This window comes from Parabacteroides sp. An277 (assembly GCF_002159645.1).
In the GTDB taxonomy this organism is placed as follows: Bacteria; Bacteroidota; Bacteroidia; order Bacteroidales; family Tannerellaceae; genus Parabacteroides.
Map to the genome: position 1 here is coordinate 13,567 of NZ_NFJB01000029.1, position 26,364 is coordinate 39,930.

At 47.0% G+C, this 26,364-nt stretch carries 23 protein-coding genes and 1 tRNA gene; 19 read left to right on the forward strand and 5 right to left on the reverse strand.

Annotated features, from left to right (window positions below):
• Positions 1–14: 14 nt before the first annotated feature.
• From B5F77_RS11575 to B5F77_RS11585, 3 genes are all read right to left on the reverse strand, one after another.
• Positions 15–4,130, reverse strand: coding sequence for an ATP-binding protein (locus B5F77_RS11575; protein ID WP_087330917.1), 4,116 nt, complete (start codon positions 4,128–4,130; stop codon positions 15–17).
• A 195-nt stretch (positions 4,131–4,325) separates the two neighbouring features.
• On the reverse strand, positions 4,326–4,967 hold the full coding sequence (locus B5F77_RS11580) for a carbohydrate-binding family 9-like protein (protein WP_087330919.1): 642 nt from the start codon (positions 4,965–4,967) through the stop codon (positions 4,326–4,328).
• 22 nt (positions 4,968–4,989) lie between these two features.
• A complete protein-coding gene (locus tag B5F77_RS11585; protein ID WP_087330921.1) occupies positions 4,990–6,579 on the reverse strand; it encodes an arylsulfatase in 1,590 nt (529 codons plus the stop codon).
• Positions 6,580–6,733: 154 nt separating this feature from the next.
• Here B5F77_RS11585 and B5F77_RS11590 point away from each other — a divergent pair, with 154 nt between their 5' ends.
• From B5F77_RS11590 to B5F77_RS11625, 8 genes are all read left to right on the forward strand, one after another.
• A complete protein-coding gene (locus B5F77_RS11590; RefSeq protein WP_239446333.1) occupies positions 6,734–8,056 on the forward strand; it encodes a YihY/virulence factor BrkB family protein in 1,323 nt (440 codons plus the stop codon).
• A gap of 21 nt (positions 8,057–8,077) precedes the next feature.
• Positions 8,078–9,487 (forward strand): DNA recombination protein RmuC, encoded by a 1,410-nt coding sequence (gene rmuC, locus B5F77_RS11595; protein WP_239446331.1) that lies wholly within the window; start codon positions 8,078–8,080, stop codon positions 9,485–9,487.
• A gap of 124 nt (positions 9,488–9,611) precedes the next feature.
• Positions 9,612–10,676 carry a tryptophan--tRNA ligase gene (gene trpS / locus B5F77_RS11600; RefSeq protein ID WP_087330925.1) on the forward strand — a complete coding sequence of 355 codons (1,065 nt, stop codon included), beginning with the start codon at positions 9,612–9,614 and terminating at the stop codon, positions 10,674–10,676.
• 71 nt (positions 10,677–10,747) lie between these two features.
• A complete protein-coding gene (locus B5F77_RS11605) occupies positions 10,748–11,245 on the forward strand; it encodes an RNA polymerase sigma-70 factor (protein WP_087330927.1) in 498 nt (165 codons plus the stop codon).
• Between the two features lie 58 nt (positions 11,246–11,303).
• Complete coding sequence (locus B5F77_RS11610) at positions 11,304–11,960, forward strand: outer membrane beta-barrel protein (RefSeq protein ID WP_087330929.1); 657 nt, start codon at positions 11,304–11,306, stop codon at positions 11,958–11,960.
• A gap of 6 nt (positions 11,961–11,966) precedes the next feature.
• Positions 11,967–12,800, forward strand: coding sequence for a FecR domain-containing protein (locus tag B5F77_RS11615; protein WP_087330931.1), 834 nt, complete (start codon positions 11,967–11,969; stop codon positions 12,798–12,800).
• A gap of 267 nt (positions 12,801–13,067) precedes the next feature.
• Positions 13,068–15,473 carry a TonB-dependent receptor plug domain-containing protein gene (locus B5F77_RS11620; protein WP_087330933.1) on the forward strand — a complete coding sequence of 802 codons (2,406 nt, stop codon included), beginning with the start codon at positions 13,068–13,070 and terminating at the stop codon, positions 15,471–15,473.
• A gap of 5 nt (positions 15,474–15,478) precedes the next feature.
• On the forward strand, positions 15,479–16,564 hold the full coding sequence (locus tag B5F77_RS11625) for a DUF4249 family protein (protein ID WP_087330935.1): 1,086 nt from the start codon (positions 15,479–15,481) through the stop codon (positions 16,562–16,564).
• On the opposite strand, the gene B5F77_RS11630 is transcribed toward B5F77_RS11625, so the two are convergent.
• Positions 16,523–17,386, reverse strand: a complete 864-nt coding sequence (locus B5F77_RS11630) for a hypothetical protein (protein ID WP_087330937.1) — start codon at positions 17,384–17,386, stop codon at positions 16,523–16,525. The two genes, B5F77_RS11625 and B5F77_RS11630, sit on opposite strands and share 42 nt — an antisense overlap.
• 388 nt (positions 17,387–17,774) lie before the next feature.
• Between B5F77_RS11630 and B5F77_RS11635 the strand changes: the two genes are divergently transcribed.
• The 11 genes from B5F77_RS11635 to B5F77_RS11685 all read left to right on the forward strand — a co-directional run bounded on the left by B5F77_RS11635 (position 17,775) and on the right by B5F77_RS11685 (position 26,125).
• Complete coding sequence (locus tag B5F77_RS11635; protein WP_087330939.1) at positions 17,775–18,470, forward strand: energy transducer TonB; 696 nt, start codon at positions 17,775–17,777, stop codon at positions 18,468–18,470.
• A gap of 81 nt (positions 18,471–18,551) precedes the next feature.
• Positions 18,552–19,526 (forward strand): polyprenyl synthetase family protein, encoded by a 975-nt coding sequence (locus B5F77_RS11640; protein WP_087330941.1) that lies wholly within the window; start codon positions 18,552–18,554, stop codon positions 19,524–19,526.
• Between the two features lies 1 nt (position 19,527).
• Positions 19,528–20,313, forward strand: coding sequence for a TatD family hydrolase (locus B5F77_RS11645; protein WP_087330943.1), 786 nt, complete (start codon positions 19,528–19,530; stop codon positions 20,311–20,313).
• Positions 20,314–20,454: 141 nt separating this feature from the next.
• Positions 20,455–20,542, forward strand: a tRNA-Ser gene (locus tag B5F77_RS11650).
• Positions 20,543–20,617: 75 nt separating this feature from the next.
• Positions 20,618–21,355, forward strand: a complete 738-nt coding sequence (locus B5F77_RS11655) for a MotA/TolQ/ExbB proton channel family protein (RefSeq protein ID WP_087330945.1) — start codon at positions 20,618–20,620, stop codon at positions 21,353–21,355.
• A gap of 45 nt (positions 21,356–21,400) precedes the next feature.
• Complete coding sequence (locus B5F77_RS11660; protein WP_239446332.1) at positions 21,401–21,835, forward strand: hypothetical protein; 435 nt, start codon at positions 21,401–21,403, stop codon at positions 21,833–21,835.
• A gap of 25 nt (positions 21,836–21,860) precedes the next feature.
• Positions 21,861–22,448, forward strand: coding sequence for a biopolymer transporter ExbD (locus B5F77_RS11665; RefSeq protein WP_087330949.1), 588 nt, complete (start codon positions 21,861–21,863; stop codon positions 22,446–22,448).
• 2 nt (positions 22,449–22,450) lie between these two features.
• A complete protein-coding gene (locus tag B5F77_RS11670; protein ID WP_087330950.1) occupies positions 22,451–22,918 on the forward strand; it encodes a biopolymer transporter ExbD in 468 nt (155 codons plus the stop codon).
• 171 nt (positions 22,919–23,089) lie between these two features.
• Positions 23,090–23,566, forward strand: coding sequence for an Lrp/AsnC ligand binding domain-containing protein (locus tag B5F77_RS11675; protein WP_087330952.1), 477 nt, complete (start codon positions 23,090–23,092; stop codon positions 23,564–23,566).
• Positions 23,553–24,062 (forward strand): GNAT family N-acetyltransferase, encoded by a 510-nt coding sequence (locus tag B5F77_RS11680; RefSeq protein ID WP_087330954.1) that lies wholly within the window; start codon positions 23,553–23,555, stop codon positions 24,060–24,062. The genes B5F77_RS11675 and B5F77_RS11680 overlap by 14 nt, the downstream gene beginning before the upstream one ends.
• Before the next feature lie 17 nt (positions 24,063–24,079).
• A complete protein-coding gene (locus B5F77_RS11685) occupies positions 24,080–26,125 on the forward strand; it encodes a M3 family metallopeptidase (RefSeq protein ID WP_087330956.1) in 2,046 nt (681 codons plus the stop codon).
• Here B5F77_RS11685 and B5F77_RS15865 read toward each other — a convergent pair.
• Positions 26,122–26,364, reverse strand: a 243-nt coding sequence (locus B5F77_RS15865) for a hypothetical protein (protein ID WP_204244972.1), incomplete at its 5' end; no start/stop codon positions are given. The genes B5F77_RS11685 and B5F77_RS15865 overlap by 4 nt on opposite strands.

The following is a 26,364-nucleotide window of genomic DNA, read 5'->3' on the forward strand; positions in this document are numbered from 1 at the left end:
CCGTACCGCTTTTTCTACGTATTGGATTTCTGCTTCAGCTCGCGGCGGAAGGTCTGCGGCGAGGTGCCGAATCGCTCTTTGAAGCATAGGCTGAAATAGCGGACCGCGCTGAATCCGCACTGTTCGCTCACTTCCGCAATCGACAAGGAGGGATATTGGCGGAACAGCTGTTCGGCCGCTCGCATACGGATGTTAGTAATGAAGGCATTGGGCGTAGAGCCGGTGAGGAGTTTGAACTTCGAGAAAAGCGTCGAGCGGCCTATGCCGATTTCGCGGCAGAGCCATGGGATGTCGAACTCCGGGTTGTCGAGATGCTTGACGATGATGTCTTCCGCTTTGCGGAGTATCGTTTGGTCGAAGGGGCTGATGCCGGAGAGGTCCATTTCGGCAACGGGCTTCTTTTCGAATTGTTTCTGGAGGAGCATCCGGTTGTGCAAGAGGCTTTTTACCCGCGCCAGGAGGATACGGGCGTCGAAGGGCTTGGTGATATAATCGTCCGCGCCCTGGCTGAAGCCCTCCACGTTCTGTTCGGGCGTATTCAAGGCCGTGAGCAAGATGACAGGGATGTGACACAACTCCGGGTCGCTTTTGAGCTGGGCGCAAAGCTCCGTCCCGCTCATTTCGGGCATCATGACGTCGCTCATGACCAAGTCAGGCATCTTGCTGTGTGCTACCGCCAGCGCCTCTTTCCCGTTCGGAGCTGTCAAGACCGTATAGAACTTGCGGAATATATTTTTGAGTATCAGGCGCATTTCGGCGTTATCGTCGACCAGCAATACCGTATAGGGGTATTCCGGCATCAAGGAGTCGCTTGGTTCTTCTTCCAGTTGCATGTGGCTGAACGAGTAGTCGGAAATCGTGTCGCGTATCTCTTTCCGATTGCTCCAGTGGATGCGTTTGTCGTTTTGATACGCCTGTTTGGAGAGCGGAAGGTAGACGGTAAAGATGCTGCCCGCCCCCGGAATGCTCTCGACCGTGATGTGTCCGTGATGCAGCTCGACGATTTTCTTCGTCAGGGCCAAGCCGATGCCCGTTCCCGCCATCTGCTCCGTTACGTCCTGGTGTTTGCCTTGATAAAAGCGGTCGAAGATATGCGGGATGTCTTCCGGTGCGATGCCAATGCCGGTATCACTTACAGAGACCTTCACCACCTCGTCCCCAGCTTCGACTTTCACCCGGATTTCCTTTCCGTTGGGCGTATATTTGAAGGCATTGGAAAGCAAGTTGGTAAAGACCTTGCGCAATTGCTGGTCGTCGAACCACCCGAAGATGTTTTCCGGTATCGCATCGAAGCAATAAGAGATGCTGCGATGCTGGGCGTAATAGGTAAAGGAGGTGAAGATGTCGTGTATGAAAAGACAAATGTTCAATTGAGACAACTCCAGCTTGACCTTGCTCTGAGAGAATTTGCGGAAGTCCAACAGGTCGGACACCAGGCGCGTCATGATTTGGGAATGTTGTTTGATGCGTTGAAGTTTGCAGTACAACGAATCCGGAAGCCGGTCTTCCAATAACGAATCCACATAGCTCACGATAAGCGTAAGCGGGGTACGCAATTCATGGCTCACACTGGTAAAGAAGTTCATCTTTTCCCGGTTAGCTTCCTCGGCAAACCGCGCTTGCATCCGTTCCCTTTCCAACGAGAACTCCAACGATTGTTGCTTCCGTTTTTCCTCTTCCAACGATAAGGCCAGTTCGCTTTGCTTTCGTTTCTCGCTCTCCAGTGACAAAGCCAGTTCGCTCTGTTTCCGTTTTTCGCTCTCCAGCGACAAAGCCAGTTTATGTTTCTGGTACCGGTTCCATATCCAATAACAGATAGCCGAACTTAGGATAAGCAGGTAAAGCAAAATGGCCCACCAAGAGGCATAAAGCGGCGTTGCAATATGGATGCGCATCACCTGTTGAGGTTCCTGGCTCCCTGCGAGGCGAACGGAGAGCGTATAGTTACCCGGACGTAGTTTCGTATAGCGAATGACTTGTGTCGGCGCGGGAGTCCACTCTTCATCGAAACCTTCCAATTTGTATTCATACAAGACATTGGTATGTTGGTAAATGTCGCCCTGTAATTGGAAACGAAAGGTTAGATTGTTTTGATGGGATTGCAGACGAAGTTCACGTATGAAAGGCAGAGCTTGCGTTAAGATGCCGCTCTCGTCTCCCGGAGAAATCAAGATATTGTTTACCCATAAAGCCGAGAAATAAGGCGCATACGAACGGCTATAAGCAAATTCATCCAACGAAAAGAAGGTGACGCCTTTCGTGTCTCCTACATATACCCATTGCCCATCGGTATAAAGTCCGCATCCGTCGATGACGGAAGTGCCCGATGAATAAGCATCCAATTCCAACGTTTTTATTTGTTTTTGGGCAAGCGAGAGCAAGGAGATGCCCGCATCACCCAGTACTAACAAGCGTGTACTATCCACCGCTTGCATGGCATAGCAATAATCGCTCGGAAGACCTCCGTTTGTCTCCGAGAAATGAAGCAACGTCTCGTCTTTCTTTTGGAAGAAATAAATGCCCGAGCCCAGTGTGCATACATACAATCCCTCAGGTCGGGCTAAGATTTGGCTAACGCTTCCCCGCTCGCCATACGAATCTAACCAGACGGTCTTCTTATGGGGTATGTCAGTCAAAGAGAAATAGGTGAAGGATTGTTCGCCCATGAGGTACATTGTCCCTTCCTCATCAATATCAAACCATTCACAATAGCGATTATCTACTACGCGTTCGAACCGGTTTTGGTCAATATCGAGGCGGAAGATGCCTTCGCGGGAAGAGACGTACAAATCTCCTTTCCACATCTTCAGGTGATGGATGATAGCCCCAGGCCCATTCCCGTCGGTAGGCGAAGATTGGTACGGAAGATAATGATAAAACAGACGTGTTGAACGATCGTAGCGTGATAATCCACCGAGATAAGTCCCGATAAAAAGGCAATCGCGCGAAGCATCATATGCAATGTCCTTCACATTGTTGTGCAATAAAGAATTATAACCGCCTGACGTATATTGAGCTAAAAGATTCCATTCTTTGTCCAGGCAGGAGATACCTCCTCCGTCCGTACTTAACCAGAGATTCCCATCTTTGTCTTTTACCATATTCCCGATCAACGAATAATAGAGTTGTTTCCCTGTGCGGTTTTGGTAATCGTAATGTACCATCCCGTCCCGCTTAGGATCGAAATAGTTTACGCCTCCATAATAAGTTCCCAACCAGATGACCCCATTGTCGTCTTTATACAACGAGAAGATAGACGGATGATTCAATCCGCCCACATACGCTGGAACATCCATTCGCTCATATCGCTTTTTCTTTACGTCATATTTTTGCAAGCCCGAAAAGGTACCGAACCAGATATTTCCTTCGTTGTCTTCCACGAACTCACGTATTTGTAAATCAATTGTTCCATACACGCCTTCCGCCGAGTAAGGCACGCGATGGACTTTCAGGTTGCTCATACGGTAAAGCCCGTTCATGCGTGTCCCGATCCACATCTCTTCGTCTTTACTTTCAAAGAGGCTGTAAATCTCGACACCTTTCAAGAAAGACATTGCATCCGTATCGCCCCGGAAGCTACAGACGAAAAGCCCTTGGCGGGCACCTACGAAGAGGTTGTATTTCGTAATGCGCAATACCGTAGGATTCGGGACGGGCGATTTCCGCATGAAGGTTCGTTTGCCCGCTTGCATATCCCATTGAAAAATGGAATCCCGCTGGATAAACCACACCACGCCTCCATCTTCTACGGCCGTTTGCGTTGTATTCCCGAAGGTTAATTGCCGGAAGAAATCTTCCTTCATGTCATAGCAGTACAAATTATTGTCGGAAACGAAATACATGTTCAAATCTTTCCCTCGACATACATAGCTGATTTCGTTTCCCATCCATACCTCTTTGTCTTCCGCCCCACGTACCCATCCTTTATAAAAATGGATTTCTCGCCCATCGTAGACATTGATGCCTTCGCGCGTCCCGAACCACATCCTTCCCAGTTCGTCTTGTGAAATAGACATAACCGAGGGCTGCGACAAATGGTTTGTGGCTTCTAACCGGTGAAAATAGGCCGCTTTCATCACGCCTATATTGGCTAAAAGTCCTATCAAAAGGAATAGATAAGTCTGCTTCATGGTTTATTTCGTTTTTTACTTTTGCAAAAATACAAAAAATTTATCGTTATAACTGGCACTCGAATCAACGATAATTTTCTCATATTATCGTTATGCTTTGTTTGAATCACAAGGGTACTTTTGTTTAAAAACAGAAAAGGGGAACAACGATGTTCCCCTTTTCTAATGATTGGTTTAAAAGTATGCAATAATATCTTAGAAATAAATTTCGCCAAAGAAAGGCGGACAATGGAAGTTGGGCGACGGAAGATCAATCGGACTCCAGCTTACAAAATGTGGATATTCCGTATCGTCTGCACAATTATAAAAATTGCCACGTATCTTTTCAGGTAAATTTCCAGGGTCTAATCCCATTAATACAAAAGGAATAGCTACTAGAAGCTCCCATGCGTGAATACCTGTTCGTTCTGGAAAAGGGGTACGTTCAAGCGATGAATATCGCTTGATGGAAGCATACTCTGCCGGAGTGAGCGAGGTTTTCTCCGTCCGTGAGATACGACGTGAGGCATCACACGTACCGATGCAATTAAATTCGAAATTCATATATCCTTTGTCACCTTCGTGTTGCATAAAAAACTCGACACAACTATCCATGTGGACATGCGAATCGTCCTTTTCATACATTGCCTTGATTGAAAGGCCTTTCACAAAATAACGAATATACAAATACTGATTTGAACGCGCAATATCGAACACGACGATTGGTTTATAGGGGTATTCCTTCCAATTTACCTGGTCGATGTATTCGCGTTGTGCTTTTGTTTCCATAACCAACCCGACGGAGGATACTTCCAATGTATCCAAAGCGGGCAAATAAGGGACTTTTAATGTCTTCATTTGTTTTTTGTTTTTTAGTGTTTCAATTTTTTTCTTTTAAAGGGAAATTTGGACTATATAAAAGTGTTTGAGCGCGCGTTTGCAATTGACCGTCGCGTACAAAAGAATCTCCACGCTCCTTTAAATGGTTGGCCAAAGCCGCACGCATCACTTCCAATGTAGAAGCATAAGCCTCGTCCGAGACACAATTGTGCTCTTCCCGAGGGTCTTTTTCGAGGTCGAAGAGTTGTTCGCTTCCATTGTGTAAATTCCAAATATATTTTTGTTTGCCATCTGTTAAACCACACCAATAATTATCTGCTGCATAGCATGTAGCATGTTCCAAATCGATGTACTTCCGCCACGTAGGATTTGTTTCCTGGACGAGTGGGCAAAGCGAACGCCCGTCCATATCTGTTGGAACCTTCCCTCCGGCTATTTCCAAAAAGGTAGGGAGGAAATCACGTAATTCTACCGGGAAATCAACTTTTGTTCCGTTCGGTAAGAGGCGCTTCATCGACTTGGGCCACTTAATTATGTATGGGATGTGCGTCGAACCTTCGTACGGATAGGTCTTCCGCCAATGGTAATGATCTCCCATCATATCTCCATGGTCGGAGGTAAAGCAAATAAGGGCATTGTCATACATGCCTTTCTCTTGTAGGCATTGGATGATTTGCCCGATTTGATCGTCAATAAACGTGATGTTAGCATAATAATGCCGGCATGAATTTTGGGCATAAGCATCTCCAAAATTGGCAAAAGCCGCGTCGGATGGCATCTCTTCAGGACGTTTTAATTCAGCATATTTCGTACACCAATCACCTTTGGCAGGTGTGGGCATTTCTTGCTTTTCATACATGTCCAAATAACGTTTAGGAGGATCATATGGGCTGTGTGGGCGAGCAAATGAGACTTTTAAGAAAAGAGGTTGCTCAGCATCGTAATGACGGATAAGTTCGCAAGCCTTTTGCCCCGTCCAAGAGGTTGGATGCAAGTGTTCGTCCAATTGATAAACACCAGCCGAATGGTCGTTCCATCCGATACCCGTCTTGTCAGGATTTTGGGCAGGAGCTTGGAGTTGAAACCATTTGCGATAATCACTGATAAAGTTCTTCGACTCGACCCGTCCACTTTCATCTATCAACGTCTCGTGAAATCCATGCAACGCATTTTGTGGATTCCAATGCATTTTCCCAATTCCAAACGTATAATATCCTAACTCGCGCAACATTTGTGGCATTTCATATTTATATTTTTCGGCCAATGCACCATATCCTAACATGCCATGATGCCATGGGGAAAGCCCTGTAAGTAATCCTGAACGAGCAGGTGTGCTACTAGGAGTACTTGAATAGGCACTCACAAAGAGCGTCCCTTCGGAAGCAAGTCGGTCGAGGTTAGGTGTATGGATAGCCTTGTTTCCCATGCAACCCAACGCGTCTCCTCGGTGTTGGTCGGTCATGAGGAGGATGATATGCGGTTTGCCCGACCGATTCAGATTCGGAGAGGTACGTTTTTTTACCTCTTCTTCTGTTTCATGGGGGTGAATACCCATAGCTTGTGTAGAGACGATTCTGCTCCAACCCAATCCTAATCCGACAGATGATTTAATAAATGTTCTACGTTTCATTTCTGCTTTTTGTCTTATCCTTTTTGTGTGTCTTTCGAATTCGGGGGTAAATATAAGGACTTTTTATGAAAAAACCATTATTCATCTTCCAATAATTTGTATCTTTGCCCGCATGACGACAGAAAAAAACAACGATAAATCGCGTATAGAACAACTGAAAACGTTTTTAAATTGGGTTATTCATTTCGTTACCTATGATATTTGGCGTATTACGGAAAACGAGGTGAGCGGATTGAAAGAGCTATACATCAATGCGATAAAGACCATTATATTAGCTATCCGTGGGTTCATGAACGAGAATTTGCAAACGCGTGCGTCAGCGCTCACGTATAATACATTGCTCGCTATTGTACCCTTGTTGGCCGTTCTTTTGGGCATTGCGAAAGGGTTTGGTTTCCAAAACACAGTGCGTGAGGAGTTATTGGATTATTTCCCTGGGCATCAATTGGAATTAGATAAGGCGTTCGAGTTTGTAGATAGTTATTTGGCGCAAGCGCAAGGAGGGGTGATTATCGGCATTGGATTGATACTTTTGCTCTATACGGTGGTAAGTTTGATATCTTCCATTGAAGATACTTTCAACGATATATGGCAAATTAATAAATCACGACCGTGGTTTCGGAAGATATCGGACTACTTGGCGTTGTTTGTCATTATGCCTGTCCTGATGGTGTCGTCGAGCGGTATGTCAATATTCGTGTCGACACTCCAGAATTCTTTTTTACAACATTACGTTTTCCTCACGCCTTTGGTAGAACTTATTCTTCATATCACGCCGTATGTCTTTACTTCGCTTGCCTTTACGGGGCTTTACATTGCATTGCCCAATACAAAGGTGAAGTTTATGAACGGATTGATTGCAGGCGTAATTGCGGGTTGTGCTTTCCAATTTTTCCAAGTGCTTTATATTAGCGGACAAATTTGGGTGAGCAAGTATAATGCTATTTACGGAAGTTTTGCGGCACTTCCTTTGTTACTTTTGTGGTTACAACTTTCGTGGTTGATTTGTCTCTTTGGGGCGGAGCTTTCGTATGCTTCACAAAATGTGCGGAAGTTTAGCTTCGATAGGGATACGCGCAATATTAGCCGGCGTTATAAAGATTTTCTTACGCTTTTGATTACTACTCTCATCGTTAAACGTTTTGAAAAAGGAGAAAAACCCTATACAGCCGATGAACTTTCAAACATGTACCAAATACCCATCCGCATTACCACCAATATATTATATATGTTGACCGAATTGGGTATTCTCACAGAAGTAATGATTGGTAATGACGAGCGTATCCTTTATTATCAACCGGCCATCGATATCCATAAGCTTACAGTGGGTTATCTTTTTGAGCGTCTCGATTGTCATGGTTCGGAGAATTTTAAAATTGATACCAAGGTACTTTTCAACAATGAGTGGAAAACTCTGTTGAAAACGCGTGAAGAAATGTTCCAAAGCAATAATCGGATTTTATTGAAAGATTTGTAAACTTAATACAGCAAGTAAATTATGGTGGAAATACTTATTGTCATATTCATTGGCATCGGCATTGGATGGGGGATAGCAGCATTTATGAATCGTTCCAAACAAATGGCTTTAGCCACTCAATTGGAGGTGAAAAATAGGGAATATGATCAGTTGAAAGAGGAAAAACAAGCGTTATTTACCGACCTAAAGGTACTTCAAAATCAATTGGAAATCCTTCATAAACAACGGCAGGAAGAGACAGAGAAAGCTCGAAAAGTATTAGAACAATTCCAAACTGAAGCAGAACTTCGCCGAAAGGAAGCACTTGATGCTAAAGAACAGGCTTGTCAAGAAATGCTCGCCAGTCAGAAGCAACATCAGGAAGAAGCTATCCGAGCTTTGAAGCAGGAGTTTGAGGCTATCATCACTCGCATGGAGGCACAAACAAAATCAGCTACAGATGAAATGCTTCGTCAGCGGCAAAAGGAGTTTGCTGAATCCAGTCATCAAAATTTAGGGCAATTGGTTAACCCTTTGCGCGAAACCATTGATAAGATGCAGCAGGCTATGCACGAAAGCACCCTTAAACAAACGGAATTGGGTAGTGCCATGAAAGAAAATATAGAACGGATGATCCGCCAAAGTGAAGCGGCCAAAATGAGTGCAGACGAACTGGCGCGTGTCTTCAAACATGGAAGCAAAGTGCAAGGAGATTGGGGTGAAACAGTATTGGACGAACTTCTCCAATCGCAAGGACTTACGAAGGGAATACATTACGATACGCAGGTCTCCATTCGAACGAACGAGGGTACTCTTATGCGACCGGATATCATTCTCCATCTCGATCAACGACGTGAAGTGGTTATTGATTCGAAAGTTTCCCTTACCGCCTTTATGGATTATGTGAATGCAGATTCCGAAGAAGAGCGTCAGCGTGCGCTCCGGGCTCATATCGATAGTATTCAAAAGCATGTCAAAGAACTTGCTGCCAAAGATTATGCTACTTACATTCAACCTCCAAAGGTCCGCATGAACTATGTTATCATGTTTGTTCCTCACACGGGCGCGTTGTGGACTGCACTTAATGCTCAGCCAGACCTCTGGCGGCGTGCCATGGAGCGAGGTGTTTTTATTGCCGACGAGCAAACGCTTTACGCCGCACTCCATATCATCCAGCTTACGTGGACGCAAATCGCCCAAGCGCAAAACCACGAGAAGGTGTTTGCCTTGGCCAACGAAATGATCGACCGTGTGGGGCAATTCGTGAAAAAGTATGAGGATTTGGGTAAAGCCCTTGCCAAAGCGCAAACGACTTACGATGAGGCTGCCCGCAAACTTGCCCCTCAAGGGCAAAGTATTCTCCAAACTGCGGGTAAACTTCTCAAATTGGGGGCAAAGCAAAGCGATAAAAATCCTGTGCAATTAACCATTGAGAAAGAACAAGAGGAATAAAAAACTTGAGGTTTTATTAGTTTGTCCTCTCTTTAATAATCTTCCTTTTTGGTACACATCCCCTTTGCTGTGTTCTCTCTTTTGCGTATCTTTGCGGCCGACGAATTTAAATCGAAGAAAAACAATGGAAAAAGCAAAAGAAATTGTAGTCAGTGGCATTCGCCCGACAGGTAATCTCCATCTGGGGAATTATTTTGGGGCCGTGAAGGGCTTCCTGCAGATGCAGCATGAGTATAACTGCCTGTTTTTCGTGGCCGATTGGCACTCTTTGACGACTCATCCGCGTCCGGCCAATATACAAGAAAGTGTCCGGACAATCTTTGCGGAATACTTGGCGTGCGGTATTGACCCGGAGGTGGCAACGCTGTATGTGCAAAGCAGCGTACCCGAGATTACCGAACTCTACCTCTACCTTAATATGAACGCGGGGATAGGGGAATTGATGCGCACGACCTCCTTCAAGGACAAGGCGCGGCAGCAATTGCACATCGATAGGGTACATACGACGGAAGGAGACGTCGAACGAGAGATATTTAACGAGGGAAACAAGCACAGCGTGAGTGCTGGCCTCCTCACTTACCCTACGCTTATGGCGGCAGACATTATTATCCATAAGGCGGTGAAGGTGCCGGTCGGGAAAGACCAGGAACAGAACATGGAGATGGCCCGCCGCTTCGCCCGCCGTTTCAACCAGACCTACGGCGTTGATTTCTTCCCCGAACCCGCTTCGTTCTATTATTCGAACAAGGCGGTGAAGATTCCGGGTCTCGACGGTTCGGGAAAGATGGGAAAGAGCGAAGGCAATGCCATCTACCTCATCGACGATGAAAAGACGATCCGGAAGAAGGTCATGAAGGCTGTCACAGACTCGGGTCCTACGGAACCAAACAGTCCGAAGCCGGAACCGATTGCCAATCTCTTCACGATGATGGATGTGGTATCTTCGAAGGAAACGTACGATTATTTCGACGAGAAATACAATACGTGTGAAATCCGCTATGGCGACATGAAGAAGCAGCTCGCTGAAGACATCAATGCCTTCTGCGCTCCCATTCGTGAACGCATTCTCGATATTCGTGCCAATACGGAGTACATGGAAAAAGTCATGCGCGAAGGAGCCGAAAAAGCTCGTGAAAGTGCTTCGAAGACGTTGAAGGAAGTACGGCAGATTATCGGGTTCAGAATCTGAGGAAATAGAAAGTTGAAGATTGAAAATGGGAACTATTTTCAATTTTCAACTTTTATTTTTTATAGAAGAAGATGGAGTTCGAAGTAGAATTTAAACGTTTATACCGTCCTTTGTGCCTTTATGCGTTGCAATATACGCAACAGACAGACGAAGCGGAGGATATTGTTCAACAAGCTTTTGCCGACGTGTGGGAGAAGCTTCATGCCGGTGAATTGATAGCCAACCTGAAAGCCTACTTGTATCAAGCCGTGAAGAATCGTTCCATTCATTTTGCGGCTCGTAAGCGGGAAGAAATCCTGACCGACGAGCTTCCCGACAATCTTTCGGATACGACCGACGAGGAGCGAATCGCCCTTGCCGAACGTGACGCCCGCCTCTGGTCTGCCATCGACCGGCTTCCTTCTGAGCGGCGCCGGATTTTCCTCCTTTCGAAGCGCGACGGGCTGAAATATCAGGAAATCGCCGAGGAATTGCATATTTCAGTAAAAACGGTTGAGGTACAAATCTCGAAGGCGTTGAAGGCTTTACGCGAAACGGCTATTCGTATCTACACATTTTTTTTCGGATAGAGTAAGGGTTTTTCGGATTTTTGTGTCTTAGGAGTGTAAACATAAAAAGAAAGATGCAATGAAAAGAGTATTTTTAGCAATCTTGGCTTTGTCCTTGGGCTGCCTGGGGGCAAAGGCGCAATGGAGTTTGAATCCTGAGGCCGGTTTGTCGTTGAATGTGGCGGATGTTTCCGGTGTTCCTTGTCTGCCGTCGTGGAAAGTAGGAGTGGGAGTGGATTATGATTTTACGCCGCGTTGGGGCATCAGTTCCGGTCTCTATTTCACGGAGCGGCGCATCAACGAGTCGTATTCCGGTTATGGTTATATCTATGGAGACGGACATTATGGCTCGTATTCGGATGGTTTGGCGACGGTGGTCAGCTCCGGTCTTAGTTTTTATTTCCCGTTGATGGGGAAAGTTTCCAAGACATTGTCGGAAGATGTACGGCTCTCGTTTGCGGCGGGTCCTTATGTGGGCTATTGTTTTAACCAAGGCATACGCAACCACATGGGAAATTGGAAAGAAGGAGTCTTTACCGAACAGGAGACGCATTATTTCGACGGTGGCGTCATGGCGCGCTTGGGCATCGAGGCGAAGCGATGGACGATGGCGCTCAGCTACGAGGCGGATTTGGTCAAGCGTAAAAATGGATGGGGGCTCCGTTCGAGCGAAGTAGACCCGATTCATTCTCTTTCGTTGACAGTGGGATATAAGTTTTATTTAGGAAAGAATTAAGCGAATATGAGCGAGCAACAAAAGCATACATTCGAGGAGCGTATCCGTTTCGTGGCGAAATATTACCAGGAACATACTTTCGATGCCGAGCGGGCATGGCGTCGTTTTGCAGACGGGCGGCCTATCCGGCGTCGCCTCCCGGCTTGGATTTGGCAGGCTGCGGCTGTGCTGCTTTTGGCGCTCGGTGGCTTTACCTATTATATGATGGAGCGGCAGCAACCGGATTGGGTGGTGGTCGCGACGGGAGCAGACGAGCAGCAGGTGCTTCTCTTGCCGGATAGTTCCTGTGTGGAAATAGCGGGCGGGACGGAGTTGCGGTACGATGCGCGTGCGTTTGGGCGCGCAGAGCGTCGGGTGATGTTGAAAGGGATGGGGTTTTTCCGCGTACGGCATCAGGCGGATAAGCCTTTCCACGTGCAGACGGCGGCTAGCAAAGTGACGGTGCTCGGCACCTCGTTTTTGGTGCAAGAGTGGCAGGCGGGCGTGCAGGTACAGGTGCTGACCGGGCGCGTCCGTTTCGAAGCGGGACAGGCGGAGCCGGTTGTCTTAAAAGCGGGAGACGCGGCCCGTTATCAGGAGCGCGAGGCGCGAATACAGGTCTGGACGGATGCGGATGCGAATGCACGCTCGTGGCGGACGCATGAATTGGTCTTCCGCGGCGCGACGCTTCCGAAGGTCATCCGCGATTTGGAGACTTGCTATGGGGTGCCTGTCCGCAACCTGGCCCAGTCGTCCGATTCGCTCCGCCTCACGGCTACTTTCCGGGATATGCCGCTCGAAGAGGTGCTGTCCGTCATCAACCAAACGCTCGATACGCAGCTGCGCGTCGGGGAAAAATAGCGTCCTACCAGGTAGGAAACCTTCTCCGTCAGGCTGGGAAACTTTCCTACCAGGTAGGAAACTTTCTCCGTCAGGCTGGGAGACTTTCCTACCAGGTAGGAAACCTTCTCCGTCAAGCTGGGAGACTTTCCTACCAGGTAGGAAACCTTCTCCGTCAAGCTGGGAGACTTTCCTACCAGGTAGGAAACTTTCTCCGTCAGGCTGGGAGACTTTCCTACAGTGTAGGAAACCTTTTATAATAGGGAATTGGATAAGAAAAGAAAAAACATGATACGGAAGAAACATTGGATGATGTTATGTCTTTGGCTCGCATGCTGGCAAGGCGTGTGGGCCGGCGAACCGCGCATTACGCTCTCGGCGCGCCACCAGCCCATCGAGCAGGTATTGCTCGAAATCGAGCGGCAGAGCGGGTTGCATATCTCGTTCGAGTCGTCGCTGCTGTTGCAAGTCGCTCCCGTGACGGTCGAGATGCGCGACGCGACGCTATCCCTTTGCCTCTACGACCTGTTCCACACTTATCCCATCGATTGGATACAGACCGACCGTTTCCTGATATTGAAGCGGAAAGGGGAGGCGTTTGGGACGGAAAACGATACGATTCGGCGGATTTCGTTGCAAGAATTCGTGGTGAGCGCCGACAGCCTCCGCCATGCCGCGTCGCTGACGGGCGAACCGGGGCGTGAGCTGCTTTCGGGGAGGCAAATCCAACACCTGCCCTCCATCCTGAGCCAGCCGGATTTGATAAAAGGAATCCAGCAGCTGCCGGGCGTGGCGTTGGGAACGGAAGGCATGGCGGGGATGTACGTCCGGGGCGGAAACAACGACGAAAACTTGTTCCTGATGGACGGGATGCCGGTCTACCAGGTGAGCCACGTCGCGGGGATGTTCTCGGCGTTCAATCCCGACGCGGTCGACGAGCTGGCCTTCTTCAAAGGTTTCTTCCCGGCGAAATATGCCGGCAGGCTCTCGTCGGTGACGGACATTAAGACGAAAAAGGGCGACATGCGCCAGTTTCATGGTGGCGTGGGCATCGGCCTGATTCAAGGAAACTTCTACATGGAGGGACCGATTAAGAAAGATAAACTTTCGTTCCACTTCGCGATGCGCCGTTCGTGGGCCGATTTGATTACCGCGCCGACCTTTGCGATAATGAACAAACGGGGATTCTGGGGAGATGGCGACGGATATAATGCCCGTTATTCGTTTCACGACATCAACGGACGGCTGGACTACCACCATTCCGCGCGCAGCCGCTGGTCGCTCAGTGTTTATTCAGGCGACGATTTGTTGAAGATTCACGGATGGGACGGCGCTTCATCCTATGAAGATTATAAATACGACCAAGAAGACAAATACAAGATACGCTGGGGAAATTTCGCCACCGCCCTGAATTGGAACTATGATATCCGTCCGAAGCTGAAGAGCCTCTTTACCGCCTCCTATACCCGCTACCGGAGCAAGCTCTTTTACAGCCGGCAGACACATTATTATGATGTGGATTACATCGAATCGCAAACGGTATCGGGCATCGACGACGGGCGGCTCTCGTGGCAGTTCACCTACCGTCCGAACCGGCGGCACCTGTTGCAGGGCGGCATTTCAGCACGGCTCCAAGCATTTCGTCCTGAATATATGGAAGAGGGCACTTTCTCGGGCGAGGAATTAGACGAAGATTATATCCAGATGCGAACGCGAAACGCGATACGGATGTTGGGAAACGAGAACGTGCTCTTCCTTTCCGACCGGATTTCGCTTACCGACCGGCTCAGTGTGGAAGCCGGCTTGGCCTTCTCTACCTTCTACTTGAAGCGGAAATGGTACACATCGCTCCAGCCCCGTTTCCTGATGCGCTATCTTTGGAACGATAGCTGGTCGGCGAAGCTCTCCTATTCCCGCATGAGCCAGCCCGTGCATCTCATTCCCTCCTCATACCTGGATTTGCCTACCGACGTATGGCTGCCCAGCACGAATAAGGTGCGCCCCTCGCTCTCCGACCAAATCTCCGGAGGAATCTATTTCTCGCCGAGCCGCCATTATAGCTTCTCGCTCGAGGGCTATTACAAACACATGCAGCATCTGGCGGATTTCAAACCGTGGGTCGGGCGTTATCCCGATGGCATGGATTGGGAAGATAAGCTAATCGAAGGCAAAGGACGTTCCTATGGATTGGAAGTGACGGTACGTAAAGAAACGGGCAAGTTGACCGGTTGGGCAGGCTATACGCTTTCGTGGGCCGACCGCCAATTTCCCGAACTGAACCAAGGCCGCCGTTTCCCTTCGCGCTACGACAATCGGCATAAGTTCAACATCGTAGCCTCTTATAAGCTGGGAAAGCGGGTAGAGTTGAATGCTTCGTGGGTGTATACGAAAGGAAACTGGATGACGCTCCTCCCGAATGACGCCTCGTCTCCTACGCATTATTCCCTGCGCAACAATTATCAGTTGCCCGATTATCACCGGCTCGACGTGGGCATCAATATCTATCGCCCCAGCAAAAAGCACAAAGGGCGGATGGGGATTTGGAATGTAAGCATCTATAATGTATATAATCGTCAGAACCAAGTGATAGCTTGGCCGGAATACGAAAGGGATTTGCCGGCCAACCAAGTGAAGGTACGCCATCTGGCTATCTTCCCGCTCATTCCTTCGTTCTCATACACCTATAAATTCTAAAGAATATGAAGAAGATAGTCTTGATTTTGTTATTATTCGTAGGTTTGGTTTCCTGCTGGGAAGACCGTATTGTGGAACTGGATTTGGGAGAACCTCGATTGTATATCACCACCCGTACCCTGACAGATGGCAAAACGGTACAGGTGTATGTCCGTCCGGCTTCCAATGAGTATCAGGATTCCCTCCAGCTGTTTTGCGAACAAACCAAAACGCGCCTTTGGGTGAATGATGTGGAGCAAACGTTGCATCTTCGTGTGAGGGTGGATTCCATTCCCGGATTGATGTATTATCCTTATACCTGTTATTTCGAATCGGATTACATGGCCCGCACCGGAGACCGTATCCGTTTCGAAGCCGTACACGAGGGATATGAACGGGCCGTGGCCGAGACCACGGTGGCTTCGCCTATCCCAGTTATTGCTTTGGGATGTGAATGCGATTTGGATACCACAAGGAGTTCTTGGAATGTAAATCTTCGCCTGACATTCCGCGATAAACCGGGCGAGGCGAATTATTACGGTCTTTCGGCTTATCAAATCATGGGTGATACGGCTTATTGGGAAGGAAGTACATTTTATTATGGTTATTTGTATGTGAACGAGGAGGGACAGTATTGCAGTATGGGACAATTGGATACTTCGGAGGAACCTATTATCAAGTTCCGTCCCAATACGATTGATTATATATTGGATGAGGTGCATACCAGTTCCTATGCTGATTTCTTCGATGATGCGGATATCGATGGAGAAACCTATACGCTCCGCCTTTCTTATGCTTCGTTGGTAGGCGAATGTTCGGTTTATACGCCCGATTCGACCTATACGTTCATGCCGGATAGCCTCCGCTTTTGCATCGAGTTGATTTCTTATTCTCAGGCGGATTATTACCACAACATTTCGACGTGGTCTGCGCGTGGTTATCTGACAGGGGCGTTTCAAGAAATCGGACTGACCGACCCGTCGCAAGTCTATTCGAACGTGCAAGGAGGTACCGGCTTGTTGGGTTCGTCTAATATTACCCGTTCGGTGGTTTGCTTTCCAAATCCGCTCTTAAAATCCAAATCGGATTTCTTTCCCGAACGGATAGATTAAATATTGTCGGTCGAAACGATTATTGAAATGGTTGTATTGGTAATTCACACCTACGCCAAATCCGAAATGGTCTCCTACTTTAAATTCCATCGCTCCGCCCACGTTTGTTTGGTTGAGTAGGGGATTCATAAGAAGAGCCGGGTCGTTTACTTTGTCGTCATAAAAAGCATATGAACCCCACGCACGCAAAGCAAGCCATTCCGTTACCTGATAGTGCGCCATCGCGTCGAAACCAGCCCAAAAGGAGGGAGAAGGTGTATAAGGCGTGTAATATTTACCCGCAAATCCACCGCCTGTAAGCGTTAATGCTCCAATCTGTTGGCTGACGGAGAAATGAACCGTGTTGATACCTCCCGCGGCGGGCCATGTCTCTTGCCTTCCGTTTACGCCAAACAGGGTATTGTCTGAGAGCGCTTTAAAATAGTATTCGTTATAATCTAACGCCATCGGATTCATGCTGCGGAGCATGGGCGTATAGGGATTAAAGAACGGTCGATAAGCTTCCGAGAGCGTATTCATATTCATCGGGCGATCCGCCTCCCTTTCTCCCACGGGAAAACTGAAGAAGGCGATGTCGTTTGTCGTATCTTCGCTGAATTTTTGGTAAATATCTTGATATCGTTCTAACATTTGCCGGTTTTGTTCTGAAACGGGCGTATAGCTTTTGTACGATACTTCCGGAATGCGGATTTCGTAGTTCGTCTCCACAGGTATGGCGAAAAGTTTACCCTCTTTATCCATGATGAATTTCAACCGGTTTTGCGCTTCAACCCGGAATAAGCTCCACACCATGATTCCTATCATCCAACCCCATTTTTTCATACGCTTACTTTTTATTTACAAAGATAAGAAGAAACTTTGTTTGCCACAAACCAAAACATGTGAATACGGGGTGAAAACTTCCAAAATAAGTCGCAAAAACTTTTGTTTGCTTCGAATAATTCTTTACGTATCGTCGATGTTTGTATAAATATCGTCGATATTTGTGTATCTTTAACCTGAAGATATAAAAATATCGTCGATACGTATAGAATTATTCGGCAATTAGGAAAAAATCTATCGCGTATTTACAAGAATTTCTCCCAGGAAAGAAAAAAATAAGGGGAAAAGACGATATTTTTCTCCGAAAAAGTTTTGCATTTCTAATTTTTTCGTACATTTGCCCTCAAGAAAAGACAATTTTTATCATACAATATAAAAGGTAATATTTATGGAAATTAAGAAATCACCGAAAGCGGACCTCGAACGCGGGAAAAGCATGAGTCTCTTGATGGGATTCGTGGTTGGCTTGGCTGTCCTCTTCGTTAGTTTCGAATGGACTTCTACGGAAGTAACCGTGGCTACCGAAAAGGATCAAGTACAAGACGTTATCGCTGAGGAAGAAATTGAGATTACGAGACCGGAAAACACGCCACCTCCTCCACCTCCTCCAGCAGCACCGGTAGTTGCCGAAGAGTTGAACATCGTGGAAGATGACGTTGAGTTGGATCAACAGGAAATCGTCTCTTCGGAAGATGACGCAACTGCGGCACAGGCTGAGACATTCGTGGCAGCACCGGTAGTAGAAGAAGAGGAAGAAGAGGAAGCACAGCAAATCTTCACCGTAGTAGAAAAGCAACCGGAATTCCCGGGCGGTACAGCTGAATTGATGAAGTTCTTGAGCAAGAACATTAAGTATCCGGTTATCGCACAGGAAAATGGTATCCAGGGACGTGTCGTTTGTTCGTTCGTGGTTAACCGAGACGGTTCGATTGTGGATATCCAAGTGATGCGTGGTGTAGACCCTGCATTGGATAAAGAAGCAGTACGTGTGATTGGTACCATGCCGAAGTGGAAACCAGGTGAACAGCGTGGTAAACCCGTACGTGTACGTTTCATTCTCCCAGTACAATTCCGTTTGCAATAAACGAATCGTATGAAATAAAGAAAGGCTGCGTGGATCAACCGCAGCCTTTTTTCGCGTTTTACTCTTGATTTTGAAGTGAAAATGTATACATTCGAAGAAATCTTACGAAAGATAGAAGGGGCAATAGGAGGCATTCGGTTTGAAAATCCTCCTAAAAGTCTTTTTGCTCCTATCGAATATACGCTTGCTTTAGGCGGAAAACGGATTCGTCCGGCGTTGATGCTTATGGCGTACAATTTATATAAGGAAGATGTAGAGCAAGCCTTGAATACCGCATTGGGGGTGGAAATCTTCCATAATTTTACGCTTTTGCATGATGATTTGATGGACAAAGCCGATATGCGTCGTAATAAACCAACCGTACATAAAGTGTGGAATGCCAATACGGCTATCCTTTCGGGTGATGCGATGCTGATAGCTGCTTATCAATGGATAGGGCAAACCAAGGCGCATTATTTGAAACCCATATTAGAGCTCTTTACACAAACGGCGATGGAGATTTGTGAAGGACAACAATATGATATGGAATTCGAAGGGCGGCAAGATGTATCGGTAGATGAATACATGGAGATGATTCGTCTAAAGACGGCTGTGTTGCTGGCATGTGCTTTGAAGATGGGGGCGATTTTAGCAGATGCGCCAGAATCGGATGCAGAACATTTGTATCAATTCGGCATTGAGATTGGGTTGGCTTTCCAATTGCAAGATGATTTGTTGGATGTATATGGCAATGCTTCTACGTTCGGAAAGAATATAGGAGGCGATATTTTGTGCGATAAAAAGACCTACTTATTAATAAATGCTTTCCAGGGTGCGAACGAACGTCAGCAAGCGGTCTTGTCACAATGGATAGGAGCGAAGGATGTGAATCCCTACGAAAAGATTATAGCCATAAAAGCAATTTACGATGAACTGAATCTAAGAGAGCTCTGTGAGCAGAAGATGCGGGAATACTTTGAGGCAGGGATGGCACATTTGGATGCTTTGGCGATTCCAACCGAACGGTTAAGTATATTAAAAGGGGTTTGTGCGAAATTGATGAATCGAGAATCGTGATATGAAACTAATCGATACACATAACCATATTTATTTAGAAGAATTCGATGCCGATCAAGCCGAATTGATAAAAGAGGCACAAGCTTCGGGTATTGAAGCTTTTTTGCTTCCTAATGTGGATGTAGAAACGATTGGTCGTATGCACGATGTATGCCGTCGCTATTCGGATTTTGCTTATCCTATGATGGGATTGCATCCGACAAGTGTCCGGGCTGATTATGTCGCCGACTTGAAAATTATCGAATCATGGTTAGGGAAAGAATCCTATTGTGCGATTGGTGAAATCGGGATTGATTTGTTCTGGGATAAAACTTACAAGAGACAACAAATTGAAGTGTTCGAAGAACAGTTGCGTTGGAGTATGGATTTAAACCTTCCCGTGGCGATTCATACGCGAGATGCTTTTCCGGAAGTATTGGATAGTATATATAAGGTAGGAGCCGATAAATTGAAAGGCGTTTTCCATAGTTTTACGGGAACGTTAGACGATTTAGACGCGATCAAACGGTTGCCAGGATTCAAGATTGGTATTAACGGTGTAGTTACATTTAAAAATTCAAAGTTAGGGGAAATCTTACGGGAAACTTCGATGCAACAAATCGTGTTGGAAACAGATGCTCCCTATTTGGCGCCGGTGCCTTATCGAGGAAAAAGGAATGAACCGATCTATATTTGGAAAACGGCGGAAAAATTGGCTCAAATTTACCAAATCCCGTTGGAATATGTCGTGTCAGAAGCAAGAAAAAACGCACTTTTGCTGTTTAAAGATGTAAACAAAAGATTATAGTTGTATAATTTTAAGTTGAACGAAAAATTCTGCCTCAGATATGATGGATATATCAATCAAAAAGTATAGATTTGTGCACTGAAAACGTTTGCAAGTGGAAAAAAATTCGTATTTTGCACCCGTTTTCGAAAAGGAAGTCTTGGAGAGATGCTCGAGAGGCTGAAGAGGCACGCCTGGAAAGCGTGTATACGCCTAAAGCGTATCGCGGGTTCGAATCCCGCTCTCTCCGCAAGAAAGAAAATTGTAATAGTAATGAATAAATAAACAAATAAGAGTATTATTAATCTTAAAAATTAAACACACAATGAAAAAGTATTTTGCAAAGACATTCTTGGGCTTGTGTGCCCTTGGAACTTCTACGGTAGCATTTGCGCAGGAAGCTGCTCAGCCAGCTGTGGAAACAGGTTTGTATCAAGCATTGAAAGTGAAGTTCATCGAAGGTGGTGCTGACTTCATGAGCTCAATCGCAATCGTATTGATTTTCGGTTTGGCATTCTGCTTGGAAAGAATCATTTATCTGAACTTGGCTGAAATCAACACTCAGAAATTCTTGAAAGGTTTGGAAGATGCGTTGGACAAAGGTGATGTAGAAAGTGCTAAGACGTTGGCTCGCGATACGCGCGGACCTATTGCTTCTATTGCTTATCAAGGTTTGATGAGATTGGATCAGGGTATTGACGTGGTTGAAAAATCAATCGTATCTTATGGTGGTGTTCAAGGAGGTTTGTTAGAGAAGAATCTTTCTTGGGTGACATTGTTTATCGCGATGGCTCCGTCATTAGGATTCTTGGGAACTGTGGTAGGTATGGTCATGGCGTTCGATAAAATCGAGCAAGTTGGTGATATCAGCCCGACGGTCGTTGCAGGTGGTATGAAAGTGGCCTTGATTACAACTATCGGTGGTTTGATTGTTGCTTTGATTTTGCAGGTATTCTACAACTATTTGTTGACAAAGGTTGAGGCTTTGTTGAATCAGATGGAAGATGCATCTGTAACATTGGTTGATATGGTTTATAAATATAACCTCAAATTCAAAAAGTAAAAAATTATGGCTGTAACTAAGATAAGAAAATTATCAAGCTGGACATTGCTGATAATCTCATTGATTACAGTAGTGGTGGTCGGCATATTCTTTGGAGGCGGTGTCGTTGACCCGGCTGCTGAAGTGAAAGATTTCGTATATACTGATCTTTTATTGAATTGGACTTATTTGGTATTCTTCATAACGATCATTGCATTGGTAGTATTGGGCGTTTGGCAATACACTTCCGTATTGAAGACAAACCCAAAATCTGCGGTAATGTCGTTGGGTGTATTAGTCCTTTTTGCATTGATGCTTATCGTTACTTATTCTATGGGTGACGGTACACCATTAACTACGTTGAATGCTGATTCACAAACTTACAATACTTCATTCTGGTTGAAGTGTACGGATATGTGGCTCATGTCAACGATTATATTGTTCGTTCTGATTATTGCAGCTATTGCTTGGGGAACAGTAAAGAGAATAATGAGTAAGTAAAGAATATTAAGACAGAAAAGTAAGTATGGGTAAAAGAAAAACACCGGGTGTTAATGCTTCTTCATCTGCCGATATTGCTTTCATGTTGCTTCTATTCTTTCTTATGACTTCATCTATGGATACGGATCAAGGTTTACCAAGACGTTTGCCGCAACCCGTTCCTAAAGATCAGAAGACGGATACAGAGGTTGATATCAAGAAACGTAACCTGTTGGTGGTTTTGGTTAGTAGTACGAACCAAATCATGTGTGGTGGCGAGTTGACAGATATCAAACAATTGAAAGATAAGGTAAAGGAGTTCATTGACAATCCTTATAATGATGCACATCTGCCTGAAAAGACAGAAGTCGATGTTCCATATTTTGGAAAGACGATGGTAACCAAGAATCATGTGATTTCATTACAGAATGACCGTGGTACTTCTTATCAGGCATACATCGATGTTCAGAATGAGTTGGCAAGAGCTTATACTGAATTGCGTGATGATATTTCAAAGAAGAAATTCGGCAAAGCTTTTGTGGATTTAGATGAAGACCAGCAAAAAGCTGTTCAACAAATTTATCCGCAAAAGATTTCAGAGGCTGAACCTAAAAATTATGGAGGTGAGAACTAAGTATGGGAAAATTTAGTAAAGCGGGCGGACGCGAAATGCCCGAATTGAATACATCGTCATTACCAGACTTGGTGTTTGCGTTCTTGTTCTTCATCATGATGGTAACAAGTATGCGTGAAGTAACATTGAAGGTTCAGTTCAGAGCTCCTGCAGCTACCGAACTTCAGAAATTGGAAAAGAAGTCGTTGGTGACCTTCATTTATGTGGGGAAACCAATGCCGGAATTGCAGAAGCAGTTTGGTTCAGAATCTCGTGTGCAGTTGAACGATCAGTTTGCTGAAATCTCGGAAATTCAGAACTATATCGCTCAAGAAAAGTCGAGTATGAAGGAAGAGGACCAGCCGTTCATGACCGTATCTATCAAGGCCGATAAGGACACGAAGATGGGTATTATCACGGATATCAAGCAGGCTCTTCGTGAAGCATATGCTCTGAAGATTAGTTATTCTGCTACGAAGCGTGTTGACTAATTTGTGAGTTGAGCAAATAAACTTTTCTATAATTAAAGTCCCTCGTTGCGAAAGCTTCGAGGGACTTTTTTATGGAGACCGTAAAAATAATTGGCTGAGTCTATAAAAATATTTCGAATTATGCTTATATTTGTGTCAAATTGAAAGTAGAAAATAAATAAGGAATAGTTTATGGCACATCACCAGTTAGATGAGTTAGACGAAAAGATATTGAAATTGATTATTGGTAATGCCCGGATGCCCTTTTTGGAAGTGGCTCGTGAGTGTAATGTATCGGGAGCAGCTATTCACCAACGTATTCAAAAGTTGACAAATCTGGGAGTGATTAAAGGATCGGAGTTCATTGTCGACAATACGAAAGTAGGGTATGAAACCTGTGCTTATATTGGGCTTTATTTGAAATCTCCCGGGCAATTCCCTACGGTTACTGAGGCTTTAAAGCAAATTCCAGAAGTAGTTGAATGCCATTACACGACGGGGCAGTATGATTTGTTTATCAAGATCTATGCGAAGAACAACCAGCATCTCCTGAGCATTATCCATAATAAATTGCAACCGCTGGGATTGGCTCGTACGGAGTCCCTTATCTCTTTTAAGGAGGCGTTCAAGCGTCAGTTGCCTATCGATTTGAGTGATGAGGAAGAATAACTTCACTATCCGGTTGGCGGTACTTGCTGACTTGGATTCGTTATTATTGTCTATATTTGAGCGAGCTCGCCTGTTTATGGCGTCGGTAGGGAATCCGCATCAATGGGTGCAGGGCTATCCGGGGAGGTCGTTGATGGAGGCGGAGATTCTCTCCTCGCATTGCTATGTATGTCTGTATGAGTCCCGTATTGTCGGCACGTTTTGCTTTATTCCGGGACCGAATCCCTGCTATAGCGTTATCGAGGGGGGAGCCTGGTTTTCGGATGCGCCTTATCATGTGTTGCATCGTTTGGCCTCGGATGGTTCGGTGCGGGGGATTGCCGATGCTTGTCTGGAGTGGTGTTTTCAACACACGGCGAACTTGCGCGTCGATACGCATCAGGACAATAAGGTGCTCCAGCATATCCTGGCGAAGCACGGTTTCTTGTATTGCGGTATCATTTATGTTGCCAATGGAACGCCGCGCCTTGCCTATCAAAAAGTAATTTCACAGTAAATCAATCAAAATAGAACATGGGAATAAATAGAAATCCTTTGTTGGAGAGCTGGAACACGCCCTTCAACACGCCACCTTTTGACCGTATCCAAACGGCTGATTATGAGCCGGCTTTCGAGGTGGCCATCCGTGAGCAGCAAGAAGCCATCGCTCGTATTGTCCAGAATCCTGCCGCGCCTGATTTCGCGAATACGATTGTGGCCATCGAGCGCAGTGGCGAGCTGTTGGAACGTATCTGCGGCGTCTTTTTCAACGTCCTGAACGCGGCGGCGGACGATGAGCTTATGGCAGTCTCGGAGCGTATATCGCCTAAGTTAACCGCCTGCACGAATGATGTTTACTTAAACAATGAGCTGTTCGAGCGCGTCCAGGCGGTTTATGCGATGCGCGACCAGCTGGAGTTGGACGTAGAAGACCGGAAGCTGCTCGACGAGACCTACCGCGCCTTCCAGGAGCGTGGTGCTACGCTCTCGGCTGCGGATAAGGATACCTATCGCGCACTGAGCGAGGAGCTTAGCCTACTCTCCCTTCGCTTCGAGCAAAATGCCTTGCGCGATAAGCAGCGCTTCGAGCTTTGGCTCGACTCCGACGATCAGTTGGCGGGGCTTCCGGCCAGTATCCGCGAGGCCGCGGCGCATCGGGCCAAGGAGAAGGGCCGCACGGGTTGGCTCTTTACGCTCGATGCCCCCAGCTACGTCCCCTTCATGCGCTATGCGGATTCTCGGCCGCTGCGCGAACGTATGTACCGGGCCTATCTGCAAATCGGCTGCAAGGGGGATGAGTTTGATAACCAGGAAATTGTGCGCCGAATCGTGAATGTTCGCCTCCAGCTAGCCAACCTCCTCGGCTTCCCCGACTATGCCGCTTTCGCCCTCTCGCGCAAAATGGCGAAGGACGAGGCGCATGTTTACCGCCTCCTGAATGACCTTTTGGCTGCCTATAAGCCGGTAGCGATGGACGAACTGCGTGCTGTTCAGGATTTTGCAGTCGAGCAGACGCACGCGCCCATCGAGCTGATGCCTTGGGACTGGAGCTATTTTTCGGAGCAGCTAAAGGATTCTCGCTTCCAGATTAACGACGAGATGACGCGCCCCTACTTCTCGCTGGAGAACGTGCAGCGGGGTGTCTTCGGACTTGCGACTCGTCTGTATGGCATTACTTTCCAGGTAAATAGCCGCATCCCCGTGTACCATCCGGAGGTGCAGGCCTACGAGGTGTACGATGCCGACGGGACTTTCCTGGCTATCCTCTATACCGATTTCTTCCCGCGCCAGGGGAAGCAGTCCGGGGCCTGGATGAACAGCGTCAAGCCTCAGTACCGCGATGCCAAGGGCTTGGATAGCCGCCCGCAAGTGATTGTGGTAATGAACTTTACGCGACCTACGGATACGAAGCCTTCGCTGCTTACCTACGACGAAGTAGAGACCTTCCTGCACGAGTTTGGCCATGCGCTCCATGGCATCTTTGCAGCCGGGCGCTACGCGAGCCTCTCTGGGACGAATGTCTATCAGGACTTCGTCGAGCTTCCTTCGCAGCTGATGGAGAACTGGTTACGTCAGCCGGAATTCCTCGACGGCCTGGCAGTCCATTACGAAACAGGCGAGCGGATACCGGCGGATTGGGTGCAGAAGCTGGTCGACGTCTCGAACTTCAACGTCGGTTACGCTTGCTGTCGGCAAGTCAGTTTCGGCCTGCTCGACATGGCCTGGCATACGCTGAAGGAGCCATTCGAGGGCAATGTGCCTGCATTCGAGAAGGCGGCTTGGAAGCCTGCCGTCCTCCTGCCCGACGTCTCCGATACCTGCATGAGCACCAACTTCAGCCATCTCTTTGCCAATGGCTATGCCGCTGGGTATTATGGATATAAGTGGGCGGAAGTGCTCGATGCCGATGCCTTTTCCCTCTTCCTGGAGAGGGGGATTTTCAGCCGCGAGGTCGCGCGCTCGTTCCGAGAACTTATCCTTTCGAAGGGCGGCACCGAAGACCCCGCCGAGCTATACCGTCGCTTCCGGGGAAAAGACCCCAGCATCGACGCCCTCCTGAAGCGAAACGGCCTGCGCTAACCTCCTCCATTGTTGCGCATCCACCCATTTTTTCCCTTCCATTTACTTAGGTGGAAAAAGCTCCCCAACCAGATAATACCAATTGTCTGGTTGGGTATTTTTATGGAATAAAGTAGAAGGTCGAAACTCCCCGGGCGGGTAGCGGAAACTCCCCGGGCGGGTAGCGGAAACTCCCCGGGCGGGTAGCGGAAACTCCCCGGGCGGGTAGCGGAAACTCCCCGGGCGGGTAGCGGAAACTC